The organism is Mycobacterium lentiflavum (genome assembly GCF_022374895.2).
Classification (GTDB): Bacteria; Actinomycetota; Actinomycetes; order Mycobacteriales; family Mycobacteriaceae; genus Mycobacterium; species Mycobacterium lentiflavum.
In genome coordinates this window covers 1,209,904-1,222,188 of the sequence record NZ_CP092423.2, presented here as the reverse complement: position 1 = coordinate 1,222,188, position 12,285 = coordinate 1,209,904, and the positions used below count along the sequence as shown (strand labels likewise).

Sequence of the window (12,285 nt, the reverse complement as noted above, 5' to 3'; positions counted from 1 at the left end):
GTCGTCCCTTCTCATCAGCCGTGCAGCACTTGTTGACCGAGAGCGCTACCGGTTTCTTCGTCGGTGGCGGAATAATTGGCGGCCGCCTGACGCAAATTCGCCGCCAGCGCCTCGGACACCGATTTCATCGTGTCGCCCGTATATTTGCGGTCCCTGAGGAGCGCTTTCAGTGCTTGCGCTGTGTACCCGCACAGGACCCCGTGGTCGTACCACAATTTGTCCGAGGTCCCCGCGACGTCCTGTGTCGCGTCTGCGATCTCTCCGGAGGCCCGGTCCTGCTGCTTCGCCAGGTCCTCGAGATAATTTGGTGTAACGCTTAAATCCGTCATCGCTTAATCTCCTTTTCTAAACGCGCCCGACCGGGCTGGGTGCTTGTTGGGTGCCATCGGCAGCGACGTCGACGGGCGCCCGCTCGGCCCCCTCGTCGCCCCCGGCCGCCCCTTGCTCCTTGGCGGGCACCGCCGGCTTGGCCGTCGAGGTGACTTGACTAGCTACTCCGGCCCCTGTGGATGCCGGACTCGCCGCCTGGCTGACACCGGCCACCGGGTACGACCCGCGGGAGGCGGCGGGGGCGCTCGCCGTCACACCACCGCCGATGTTTTCGACGCGAGCGGCCGCCGGAGTCGCCGCCGGAGCGGCCGACGGGCTCGCCGCCGGAGCGGCCAGCGGGGTCGTCGCCGCAGCGGCAAAGGAAGCGGCCGTGTTGAGTGTTTCGAACTGGTCCACGGTGGACTTCGTCGTCGGACCTACCTCCGCCGCACTCTTGCTGGTTGAGGTCAGGTCGGCGAGCGACGCCGCCGCCCCGGCGCCTTCGGAACGATATGTCTCCCGGAGTTTGTGCAACTTTCCGGCATTATCCGACGAATCATCGGCGGTGCCCTTGACGATGGAGATGCTGGCCAAAACGGCGCACATTACCGCAGTCACTTGCGTTTTCAGCGAAAGTGCTGGATTCGTCTTATAAACCATCGAGCAAATCGGGATCATGCAAGTGAGGCCCGTCTGTTCCCACCCGAGATTCAGGACGGCCCTTTTGACCTCTTTAGTCTCCTTCGCCAAGATGTCGTAAACATCGGCATCAAGTCCGGACATCGCCTCGGCCCGGGTCTTTTGCAGGTCATTCTGCGTGTTGTAGTTGTCCGCCCCATCGCCGGTCCATCCGCCCCAGTCCTCGGCGGTGGCGGCATCGAGCGATTGCCCGGCCGCCTCGAAGTCACCCTTCGCGGTCTTGAATTCCTTTCCGGTATCGGTGGCCTTCATGTAAAGCAACTGCAGAGACATGATGTAGAGGATCCCGTACCAGAGCACCTTCGTTTCTGCTTTGAAGGCCTCCTGGGTCTCCTTGTCACCCCGGTACCTTTTGGCCGCAAACGCGAGGAAGCCGCCGGAGTTGACTAACCCCTGAGCACCTTTTTCATAATCGCCTTGGGTGAAAGCCGGAACAGAACCGAGAAATGCAAAGGGACCCTTTGCCCAATCCGATATTTCAGGCATGAGCGCACACTCCTAATGTCGCCGGTATCGCATATTGGTAGTTGATGATCCTAGCAGCGTAACGATCCATCATGGTGCGCGAATTTTGTTCTACACCAGCGGTTTTGGCCGCGCAGCGCACGCACTTCACTGTGCCGATGCGGCGGGCACGAATTCTGTTCATCCGTGATTCTCCTCGATGCTTGTCAGGTATTAATTAACGGCGACACTCATATTTCGTCCGTGGTCAATTCAGCTGGCCGCCGGCATGGGGGCTTCCCCGCCGTCGGGAAGGTCGTTGCGTCGACGGTTGCCGATAACCGGTGCGGTCCATTGCCGGTCCTCGGTGTAGAGGACCTCATCCTCCTGCTGGACGCGCTTGGCTTTCTTTTCGTTCTGGTTTTGACCGCCGTGGCCGCCCATCGGCATGCCGCCGCCACCGCCGCCCATCGCGCCGCGTCCGCCGGCGCCCATACCGAACACACCCGTCCCAGGCGCCGCCCCGGTGGGCCGCGGCACCCCGTCGGGTTGAATCGGGGGCTGTAGTGGCATCGCCGGCATACCGCCGCCGCTCACCGACGCCGGTTTGACTCCCGGCCCAGCCGACAACGGCGGGACTACCCCCGGGTACGCCGGAAGATTGGCCGGCGTCTCGTCGGTGGGGGTGTCGGCCGCGTTTGCCGCCGCCGCACCGGTCCCACCATGCCCACCACCCGGGTCGGTCGGCAACGCGTCGGTGGGCTTGTTGCCGGACGGGTTGCCGGACGGCAGCCCACCGCCGCCGCCGGAGTCACTCGGCGCGCGAACGTAGGGCGGCGTCGCCGGATTGACCGGTGACAAAGGCATAGCCGCCTTGTTCTGGTATTCCTCCATCACCTCATCCGACTTTTCCTGCCATTTGACGTAATACTGCATATAGTCGTCGCGGTATTCCGGGTACTTTTCATACATTGCTTCGAATTCGACGAGATAGCTGTACGTAATCAGCTTGTAGTCATCCAAAATATGCTCGGACAGCGCCCAGCGCTGGGTCGACGCGAGAGTTTGGGCCTGGGCAATCATCGTCTGGCACAGGTCCGCCATTTGATATACCCATTGCCGCTGCTGTTCCATTTCTTGCTCGAGCGCGTAAGCCGCTTCGCCGTCATATGTGTCGAACGGGCGGAATCGGTCGACCGTTTCCAGCAGCGTTCTCTGGTAAGCGGTCCATGCCGCGGCAAAGTTGTCCAACGAGGCGCCCAGGTCGGTCTGCTCGACCTGCCACGCTCGCTCCTTCAGGTCCTGGTATTCCGGGGGGAAGCTCTGCGCCGCCTGCGTGGTGGTGAGCACCACCTGGTCCAGCTCTTGGGCCGCGAAGCTGTACGACGCCGCCGACACGGACGTTTCGTTGTCCAGTGCGGTCGCGGCGCTCTCGTCGACCTCCTCGTAGGCCTTGGCCACTTGTCTGATGGTGTCGGCCAGTTTGGGCCATTCCCGCTCGATGCCCGTGCGCAGGAACGTGCGCATGTTGTCGGCGGACAACCCGATCTGCTCGGTCGCCGAGATCGCCATTCGAAGTAGGCACGGTGCCTGGGCGTTTTCGGTGGGCAGCCCCGGCACTGGCGCCTCCACCTCGTCGGCGCGTTGCATTAATTCGTCGTAGTCGACCGTGAGTGTCGATGTCATGGGGGCCAGCTCCTCCGATCCGGCGCGCTGTAGTCAGGTGTCTACAGTGCGGTTGATGGTAGTGTAGACATGTGACTACACCGAGTGCAAGCCCAGCAGGTGAGGTGCCGACGGGACGTGACGAGGTCGTCGCCGCGATCCTCGAAAGCGCCGCGGACCTGTTCGCCGAACGTGGCCCGGCGGCCGCATCCATCCGCGATATCGCGGCCCGGGCGCGGGTCAACCACGGCCTCGTCTTCCGCCACTTCGGCAATAAAGAACAGCTGGTGGGTGCGGTGCTCAACCACGAGGCCGCAGCGCTGAGCAAGCTGATCGATGCCGGCGCGGAGTTGCCCGAAATCGCCACCGCCGGCACCCGCCAGCTGCGCATCCTCAGCCAGGCGCTACTCGACGGCTATCCGGTGGCTCAGCTGCAGACGAGCTTTCCGGCCGCCGATCGCCTGCTCGACGAGGTGCGGCCCCTACACGACAGCGACGACGCGGCCCGACTGGCCACCGCGCACGCCGTCGCCTTGCTGCTGGGCTGGCAGCTGTTCGAATCCTTCATCCGCTCGGCGTTCGGCCTGCGGGATTTATCCGCGGACGCATTGCGCGACTCGATCTTCGTCGAGATGGGACGGCTGACCGTCCCCCATTAACCCTCGGGGAAAAGTGCCGACTGCTCGATGATGTTGACCATCACTCGCAGTCCTACCCCCAGCGCGCGCTCGTCGAGATCGAAATTCGGCTGGTGCAGGTCCAACTGCGGGCCCTCGCCCGGCCACACCCCCAGCCGCGCCATCGCACCGGGAATCTCCTCCAGATACCAGGAGAAATCCTCGCCGCCGCCGGACTGGCGGGTGTCGGCCAGCGCATCGGGGCCCACACCCTCGATCGCGTGGGTGAGGATGCGCGTCGAGACCTCCTCGTTGACCACGGGGGGCACGCCGCGCCGGTATTGCATCGTGTGTTCGATGTCCAGCGGTGCCAGCAGCGAATCCACGGCCTGACGGATGATCTCCTCGAGCTCGAGCCAGGTGTGCCGGCTGGCGGTGCGCACGGTGCCGGACAGCTGGCCGCTCTGCGGAATGGCGTTGGCGGCGACCCCGGCGTTGACCGCGCCCCAAACCAGGACGGTGCCGTTGCGGGGGTCGAGGCGCCGCGACAGAACGCCGGGTACCCCGGTGATCAGCGTGCCAAGCCCGTAAACCAGGTCGGCGGTCAGGTGTGGCCGTGAGGTGTGCCCGCCCGGCGAATACAGCGAGATGTGGATGTGGTCGGCGGCCGAGGTGATCGGGCCCTGCCGGACCGCGACCTTGCCGACTTCGAGGCGGGGATCGCAATGCAACGCAAATATCCGCGACACCCCGGTCAGCGCTCCGGCAGCGATCGCGTCGATGGCGCCGCCGGGCATCAGTTCCTCGGCGGCCTGAAAGATCAACCGCACCCCGACCGGCAGTTCGGGCACCGACGCCAGCACCTGTGCGGTGCCCAGCAGGATCGCGGTGTGCGCGTCGTGCCCGCAGGCGTGCGCGACGTTCGGCATCGTCGACGCGTACGGCGCCCCGGTCCGCTCGGCCATCGGCAGTGCGTCCATGTCGGCCCGCAGCGCGATCCGGGGCTCGTGTTCGGGCCCGAAATCACACGTCAGCCCGGTACCGCCGGGCAGCACCTTCGGGTTCAGACCCGCGTCGGCCAACCGCTCGGCGACGAACTGCGTGGTGGCGTACTCCTGGCGGCCCAGCTCCGGATAGCGGTGCAGGTGCCGGCGCCACTCGACCAGGTCGTCGTAGTGCGCGGCCAGCCAGGATTCGGCGTTGTCGACCAGGCTCATGTGGCCGCCCGACGCTGGACCCCGGCCAGCACCCGGTCACGCTCGGCGCTGTCCTGGGCGAGGTGGACCACCGTGCGCGCCAGCATTACCGCGCCGTCGACCACCGCGCGGTCGGCGCTCGGCCCGGCGGCGGCCGCGGCGAATGCGCGCTGATGCACCGTCGCGCCACCGGCGTCGACACCGATCACCGGGTGGATGCCCGGCAACACCTGTGTGACGTTGCCCATGTCGGTGCTGCCCATCGGCAGCGCCATCTCGAATTCGGGCGACACCGGCTCCCGTCCGAGTCGGCGCATCTCTTCCCGGCAAATCTCGGCCAGCCATCGGTCGGGCTTGAGCTCGGCGTAGGCCGGTGACGGCGTGTTGATTTCGTATTCGCAGCCGGTGGCCAAGGCGCCTGCGGCAAAGCACGCGAACATCCTGCCCTCCAGCTCGGTCAGCGAGTCCAGCTCGACCGCCCGCATCGCGTACTGCAATGCCGCGTGGCCGGGGATGACGTTGACCGCCTGCCCACCGATGGTGACGATCCCGTGCACCAGCTGCCCCGGCGCCAGCTGCTGGCGCAGCACGCCGATCGCGACCTGCGCGACGGTGACGGCGTCGGCGGCGTTGACGCCCAGATGTGGGGCCACCGCGGCGTGCGATTCCTTGCCACGGTAGTCGACGGTCACTTCGGACAAGGCCAGCGAACGGGCGGCGGCGATGTCGGTCGGCCCGGGGTGCAGCATCACGGCCGCCGCGACGTCGTCGAAGGTGCCGGCCTCCAGCAGCAGCGCCTTGCCGCCGCCGGCCTCCTCGGCGGGAGTGCCGACCAGGGCTACGGTCAGACCGAGCTCGTCGGCCACCTCGGCCAACGCCAGCGCGGTGCCGACCGCCGAGGCCGCGATGATGTTGTGGCCGCAGGCATGTCCGATCTCGGGCAGGGCGTCGTACTCGGCGCAGACCCCGATAACCAGCGGTCCGCTGCCGAAGTCGGCGCGAAAGGCAGTGTCCAAACCGCCGGGGCCTCCGGTGACCTCGAAGCCACGCTCGGCGACCAGTGCCTGCGTTTTGGCGCAGCTACGGTGCTCGGCGAAGGCCAGCTCGGGCTCGGCGTGGATTGCATGCGATAGCTCGACAAGATCGACGCCACGACGCCGCACCGCGTCCTCGACGCTGTCCAATGCGGTCTGTGTGGGCATCCTCGCAGTATCTCATCGAACGAAGCCGCGGCTGACGGGCTACACCCGTCCGGCGATGAAGCCCGCCGCCTGGTCCGGGTAGGGCGGTATCGAATAGTCGTGGTGCGCATCACGGTCGCGACCGCCGACTACGCAGACCGGATCGCCGGGGCTGCACTCGTCGATTGCGCGCCCGGCGAACTGCCCGGCCGTCGACAGCGGGGTGTTGAAGCGGTTGCCGGGATTGCCGAACACGGCGACCGCCCTGATCTTGCTGGCCAGGCCGGGGTCCAGCGCCGGAGCCGAGCCGAACTCCCCGATGGTGTTGCCCAGCGGCGGCACTCCCGCCAGCATCGAGACCGCGGCCGCGCCCTGCGAGAAGCCGCCCAGGATCAGGTGGGTGCGCGGGCATTGGTCGACCATCGCCGCGATGTGGTCGCGGGCGTCGTTGGCGCCGTCACCGGTCTGCAGGAAGTTGTAGCTGGCCGGATAGTTCACCGCGTAGTTGTCGAAGCTGCGCCCGCCGAGTTGGGGCTGCAATGCGGCGAAGAGCGCGTCGCCGACGGCACCCAGCCCGGGCGGCTCGTTGGTACCCCGGGCGAAGATCAGCTGGACATCCGGGCAGTCCGCCCTCGCCTTCGGTGCCGGACCACTGACCAGCGCGGCCACCGAGACCGCGACAGCAACAAGCGCGCCGACAACCGGCCACCTACCAAAACTCATGCGGGAGATCCTGACATATATAGCGAGGCTAAGCTCGCGGAGTGTGACCGACGTTGCATCCGAGAGTGCACAACTCGCGCGGCGCGCGGCAAATTCCATCCGCGAGCAAACCGGGTTTGACGAGCACGATGTCGCGATCGTTCTCGGTTCGGGGTGGTCGCCGGCGATCGCGAAGCTGGGCTCCCCCGACGTCGTGCTGCCCCAGGCCGAGATTCCCGGCTTCGCGCCCCCGCGCGCGGCCGGCCATCCCGGCGAGCTGTTGTCGATGTGCATCGGCGCGCACCGGGTTCTGGTGCTGGCCGGGCGCGTGCACGCCTACGAGGGCCATGACCTGAGCCACGTCGTGCACCCCGTGCGGGCGGCCTGTGCGGCCGGGGCCGGCATCGTGGTGCTGACCAATGCGGCCGGCGGCGTGCGCACCGACCTGCGGGTCGGCCAGCCGGTGTTGATCAGCGATCACCTGAATCTGACCGCGCGTTCGCCCTTGGTCGGCGCCGAGTTCGTGGATCTCACCGATGCCTACGCGCCGCGGCTGCGCGACCTCGCCCGCGACGCCGACCCCGAGCTGACCGAAGGCGTGTACGCCGGCCTGCCCGGGCCGCACTACGAGACGCCGGCCGAGATCCGGATGCTGCGGACCCTGGGCGCCGACCTGGTCGGCATGTCGACGGTGCACGAAACGATCGCGGCCCGTGCGGCCGGTGCCGAGGTGCTGGGCATCTCGCTGGTAACAAACCTGGCGGCCGGGATCACCGGCGCTGCGCTGAGCCATGCCGACGTGATGGCGGCCGGGGCCGCGTCGGCGGCCCGGATCGGCGCGCTGCTGGCCCTGATCATCCAGCGGATCGCCCGGATTTAGCAGAATGGTCGTGTGACGCCGCAGGAGTGGATCGCACACGACCCGGACCCGACGACTGCGGCCGAGCTCGCGGCGTGCTCGCCCGAGGAACTTCGCGCACGATTCGCCCGCCCCCTGACGTTCGGCACCGCGGGACTGCGGGGCCCGGTACGCGGCGGGCCGGATGCCATGAACGTCGCGGTCGTCTCGCGCGCGACTTGGGCAGTGGCGCAGGTGCTTACGGATCGCGGCCTGGCCGGATCGCAAGTGATCGTCGGGCGTGACGCCCGGCACGGTTCGGCGATCTTCGCCACGGTGACTGCGGAAGTGCTTGCTGCCGAGGGATTTTCGGTGTTACTACTACCGGGCGCGGTGCCCACGCCGGTGGTCGCCTACGCGGTACGCCACACTGGCGCCGCCGCCGGGATCCAGATCACGGCCTCACACAACCCGCCGGCCGACAATGGCTACAAGGTGTACTTCGACGGCGGCATCCAGATCATCTCCCCCACCGACACCGAGATCGAAACCGCAATGGCCACAGCGCCTCCCGCGGATCAGATCGCCCGCATGCCGGTGGCGCCCGCGGGCACCGACCTGGTTGCGCACTACATCGAACGCGCGGCCGGGGTGCGACGCGCTAGCGGCTCGGTGCGGGTGGCCCTGACCCCGCTGCACGGGGTCGGCGGCGCGGTGGCCGTCGAGACGCTGCACCGCGCCGGCTTCGGGCAGGTGCACACCGTCGGCGCCCAGTACGCGCCGGACCCCGACTTCCCCACCGTCGCGTTCCCGAACCCTGAGGAGCCCGGTGCCGCCGACGCGCTGCTCACCCTGGCCGCCGAGATCGACGCCGACGTCGCGATCGCACTGGACCCCGACGCCGACCGTTGCGCGGTGGGCATCCCCACCGCGACGGGATGGCGGATGCTCTCCGGCGACGAAACCGGTTGGCTACTCGGCGATTACATCCTCTCCCACGATCGATCGGACAACGCGGTCGTTGCCAGCACCATCGTGTCCTCCCGGATGCTCGCGGAGATCGCCGGCCACTACGGCGCGACCCACGTCGAAACCCTCACCGGCTTCAAATGGCTGGCGCGCGCCGATGCGACGGTGCCCGGCGGCAGCCTGGTCTACGCCTACGAAGAAGCGATCGGCCACTGCGTCGACCCGGCCGCGGTGCGCGACAAGGACGGCATCAGCGCCGCGGTGCTGGTGTGCGACATGGTGGCTTCGGCGAAACAGCAGGGCCGTTCGGTCTCCGACGCACTCGACGATCTCGCCCGGGTATACGGCGTGCACGAAGTCGCGGCGGTCTCGCGCCGGGTTGACGACAGCACCGTGGCCGCCGCAGTCATGGCCCGGCTGCGCGCCGCCCCGCCCAAGCAACTGGCCGGGTTCGCGGCTACCCTCACCGACATCACCGACGCGCTGATCTTCACCGCCGGCGACGGGGACACTTCGATCCGAGTGGTGGTGCGGCCTTCCGGGACCGAGCCGAAGCTCAAGTGCTACTTGGAGATTGGCTGCGCCGCTTCCGACCAATTAACTTCTTCTCGGACTTACGCCGCCGCGCTGCGCGCTGAGTTGGTTGCTTCGGTGGAACACTGGTGAAGATGCGCGGCCCGAACTGACGGTCGCCGGCATCGCCGAGCCCGGGCACGATGTACGCCGCCTTGTTCAGTCCCTTGTCGACCGCGGCGGTGAACACGCGCGCGTCCGGCGCGATTTCCTCAACCGCCGCAAGGCCTTCCGGCGCGGCCACCACACACAGCACGCTGATAGCCGTGGCACCTCGGCGCTGCAGCAGTTCGATGGCATACGTCATCGACCCGCCGGTGGCCAGCATCGGGTCAAGCACGATGACGGGCCGGTGTTTGAGCTTTTCGGGCAGCGACTCCATGTACGGGAAGGGCAGATGGGTTTCCTCGTCGCGGGCCACCCCGACGAAGCCGACCTGAGCGTCCGGGATCAGGGCGTGCGCCTCGCTGACCATACCGAGTCCGGCCCGCAACACCGGCACCAGCAACGGCGGCTTGGCCAACCGCTTTCCGAAGGTCTCGGCCAGGGGCGTGCGGATCCTGATCGGCGCGGTCGCCGCGTCCCGGGTGGCCTCGTAGACCAGCATCAGCGTCAGCTCACGCAGCGCGGCCCGAAACCCGGCGGCGTCGGTGCGTTCGTCGCGTAGCACCGTCAGCCGCGTGGCGGCCAACGGGTGGTCGATCACGCGCACTTCCATGCGCATGAGGGTATATAACGATCCGACCTCGGTTGGCTAAAGTGCAGCTCACCCGCATGCGCGCCTGCCGTCCGTCGCGCGTGTCGGCCCATATGCTCCCCGGGTGTTTCGCGAGATTCGAAGTCTTTCAAGGTTGGTCGCGGCGGTGGGGCTGACTTTGTTGGCAGCCACCCCGTTGGCTCCCCGCGTGACCGCCGCGGCGGCGCTTCCCCGGCCCGCGCACGTCGTAATTGTGGTGGAAGAGAACCGTTCCGAAGGCCATATCATCGGCAGCCCGCAGAACCCGTTCATCAACGCGCTAGCCTCCCACGGCGCCAACATGATCCAGTCGTTCGCCGAAACCCACCCCAGCGAACCGAACTATCTGGCGATGTTCGCCGGCAATACCTTCGGTCTGACCAAGGACTCGTGCCCGATCAACGCCGGCAACGCCCCCAACCTCGGTTCCGAATTGTTCGGTGCCGGTTACACATTCGTCGGCTATTCGGAGGACCTGCCCGCGGTCGGCTCGCCCGTGTGCAGCGCGGGCAAATACGCGCGCAAGCACGTGCCGTGGGCCAATTTCACCAACGTACCGCCGACGAGTTCCGTGCCGTTCTCCGCTTTTCCGCAGGGGAACTACGCGAGCCTGCCGACGGTGTCGTTCGTCATTCCCAACAACGACGACAACATGCACGACGGCTCGATCGCCCAGGGCGACGCGTGGCTGAATCGACAGATGTCCGGATATGCCAACTGGGCGGTCGCCAACAACAGCCTGCTGATCGTGACCTGGGACGAAGACGACGGATCCGGTTCGCCAAGTGGTCACAACCAGATCCCGACCATCATCTACGGCGCCCACGTCCAGCCGGGCAGCTACACCGAGCAGATGAGCCACTACAACCTGCTGTCCACCATCGAGCAGATGTACGGGTTGCCCAAGACGGGCAACGCGGCCAACGCTCCGGCGATCGCCAGCATCTGGGCGGGATAGGCCCGCTTCCCCGGCCGTCGCTATTGTGTGCCGCATGGCTGCTGACCTCGTACCCATCCGTCTGAGCCTGTCCGACGGTGACCGCTACACCGTCTGGGCACCGCGCTGGCGCGACGCAGGCGACGAGTGGGAGGCGTTCCTGGGCAACGAAGACGACCTGTACGTCTTCGAGACCGTTGCCGATCTCGTCGCATTCGTGCGTTCCGGCGCCGAGAACGACCTCACCGACCACCCGGCGTGGAAAGACCTGACCACCGCCCACGCGCACGATTTCGAGCCCGCCGAGGCCAGACAGTTCGACCTGATCGCGGTCGAGGAGCTGGTGGCCGAGAAGCCGACCGAGCAATCGGTGACCGCGCTGGCCGGCGCACTGGCGATCGTGTCGTCGATCGGGTCGGTGTGCGAGCTGCCTGCGGTGTCGAAGTTCTTCAACGGCAACCCCAGCCTGGGCACGGTGTCCGGCGGCATCGAACACTTCACCGGCAAGGCGGGCGCCAAGCGCTGGAATTCGATAGCCGAGGTCATCGCACGCAGCTGGGACGACGTGCTCAGCGCGATCGAGGAGATCATCAGCACTCCCGAGGTTGACGAGGCGGCGGTAGCGAAGGCCGCCGAAGAGTTAGACGAAGAGCGCGAAGACGAGTCCGAAGAGGAATCCGAGGACGAAGTCGAGGAGACCGCCGAATCCGACGGAGAGGACTCCGAGTCCGACGAGGAAGTGGCCGACGAAGACGACTCCGAGGACGACGAAGAAGACGACGACGAAGAGGACTCCGAGGAGGACGACGAGGAGGACCGCGCGCCCGGTGACACCGTCGTCCTCGGCGGTGACGAGGACTTCTGGCTGCAGGTCGGCATCGACCCGGTCCGCATCATGACGAGTTCGGGCACGTTCTACACGCTGCGCTGCTACCTCGACGACCGCCCGATCTTCCTGGGCCGCAACGGACGCATCAGCGTGTTCACCTCCGAGCGCAGCCTGGCCCGCTACCTCGCCGACGAGCACGACCACGACCTGTCCGATCTGAGCACCTACGACGACATCCGGACCGCCGCGACGGACGGATCGCTGGCCGTGGAGGTCACCGACGAGAACATCTACGTGCTCAGCGGGCTGGCCGACGATTTCGCCGACGGTCCCGACGCCGTCGATCGTGAGCAACTCGACCTGGCGGTCGAACTGCTCCGCGATATCGGCGACTACTCCGAGGAGAGCACCGTCGACAAGGCACTGGAAACCGGCAACCCGCTGGGCAAGCTGGTGGCCTACGTGCTCGAGCCCGGCTCGGTGAGCAAGCCCGCACCGCCGTACTCGGCGGCCGTGCGCGAATGGGAAGAATTGGAGAAGTTCGTCGATTCCCGGCTCAGACGTGAATAGGGCGCTACCAGCGTTCGTTT

The 12,285-nt window shown here is 67.0% G+C and carries 12 protein-coding genes; 5 read left to right on the top strand and 7 right to left on the bottom strand.

From position 1 onward, the window contains the following. Positions 1-14: 14 nt before the first annotated feature. The 3 genes from MJO58_RS05950 to espB all read right to left on the bottom strand — a co-directional run bounded on the left by MJO58_RS05950 (position 15) and on the right by espB (position 3,138). Positions 15-329 (bottom strand): ESX-1 secretion-associated protein, encoded by a 315-nt coding sequence (locus MJO58_RS05950; RefSeq protein WP_090600677.1) that lies wholly within the window; start codon positions 327-329, stop codon positions 15-17. A gap of 16 nt (positions 330-345) precedes the next feature. Then, positions 346-1,494 (bottom strand): EspA/EspE family type VII secretion system effector, encoded by a 1,149-nt coding sequence (locus MJO58_RS05945; protein ID WP_239722278.1) that lies wholly within the window; start codon positions 1,492-1,494, stop codon positions 346-348. Between the two features lie 231 nt (positions 1,495-1,725). Next, a complete protein-coding gene (espB, locus tag MJO58_RS05940; RefSeq protein WP_239722277.1) occupies positions 1,726-3,138 on the bottom strand; it encodes an EspB family ESX-1 secretion system-associated protein in 1,413 nt (470 codons plus the stop codon). A gap of 71 nt (positions 3,139-3,209) precedes the next feature. Here espB and MJO58_RS05935 point away from each other — a divergent pair, with 71 nt between their 5' ends. Next, a complete protein-coding gene (locus MJO58_RS05935) occupies positions 3,210-3,776 on the top strand; it encodes a TetR/AcrR family transcriptional regulator (protein WP_239722276.1) in 567 nt (188 codons plus the stop codon). On the opposite strand, the gene MJO58_RS05930 is transcribed toward MJO58_RS05935, so the two are convergent. Genes MJO58_RS05930 through MJO58_RS05920 form a run of 3 tightly spaced genes read right to left on the bottom strand, consistent with a single transcriptional unit; the run spans position 3,773 to position 6,834 of the window. Beyond that, a complete protein-coding gene (locus MJO58_RS05930) occupies positions 3,773-4,951 on the bottom strand; it encodes an amidohydrolase (RefSeq protein WP_090600673.1) in 1,179 nt (392 codons plus the stop codon). The genes MJO58_RS05935 and MJO58_RS05930 overlap by 4 nt on opposite strands. Continuing rightward, the gene (locus MJO58_RS05925; RefSeq protein WP_239722275.1) at positions 4,948-6,132 is read right to left on the bottom strand and encodes a M20 family metallopeptidase; all 1,185 of its coding nucleotides are present in this window, start codon (positions 6,130-6,132) and stop codon (positions 4,948-4,950) included. The genes MJO58_RS05930 and MJO58_RS05925 overlap by 4 nt, the downstream gene beginning before the upstream one ends. Before the next feature lie 39 nt (positions 6,133-6,171). Then, on the bottom strand, positions 6,172-6,834 hold the full coding sequence (locus MJO58_RS05920) for a cutinase family protein (RefSeq protein WP_090600671.1): 663 nt from the start codon (positions 6,832-6,834) through the stop codon (positions 6,172-6,174). A 43-nt stretch (positions 6,835-6,877) separates the two neighbouring features. On the opposite strand from MJO58_RS05920, the gene MJO58_RS05915 reads away from it, so the two are divergent. Together MJO58_RS05915 and MJO58_RS05910 are read left to right on the top strand one after the other, a co-directional pair. Continuing rightward, on the top strand, positions 6,878-7,693 hold the full coding sequence (locus tag MJO58_RS05915) for a purine-nucleoside phosphorylase (RefSeq protein WP_239722274.1): 816 nt from the start codon (positions 6,878-6,880) through the stop codon (positions 7,691-7,693). Between the two features lie 12 nt (positions 7,694-7,705). Next, a complete protein-coding gene (locus MJO58_RS05910) occupies positions 7,706-9,286 on the top strand; it encodes a phospho-sugar mutase (RefSeq protein WP_090600669.1) in 1,581 nt (526 codons plus the stop codon). On the opposite strand, the gene upp is transcribed toward MJO58_RS05910, so the two are convergent. Then, positions 9,177-9,911, bottom strand: coding sequence for a uracil phosphoribosyltransferase (gene upp / locus MJO58_RS05905; RefSeq protein ID WP_239722273.1), 735 nt, complete (start codon positions 9,909-9,911; stop codon positions 9,177-9,179). The two genes, MJO58_RS05910 and upp, sit on opposite strands and share 110 nt — an antisense overlap. A 133-nt stretch (positions 9,912-10,044) precedes the next feature. Here upp and MJO58_RS05900 point away from each other — a divergent pair, with 133 nt between their 5' ends. Together MJO58_RS05900 and satS are read left to right on the top strand one after the other, a co-directional pair. Continuing rightward, positions 10,045-10,887, top strand: coding sequence for an alkaline phosphatase family protein (locus tag MJO58_RS05900; protein ID WP_473143320.1), 843 nt, complete (start codon positions 10,045-10,047; stop codon positions 10,885-10,887). A gap of 34 nt (positions 10,888-10,921) precedes the next feature. Next, positions 10,922-12,265: a protein export chaperone SatS gene (gene satS, locus MJO58_RS05895; protein ID WP_239722271.1), complete on the top strand. Its 1,344-nt coding sequence runs from the start codon at positions 10,922-10,924 to the stop codon at positions 12,263-12,265. The last annotated feature ends 20 nt before the right edge of the window (positions 12,266-12,285 follow it).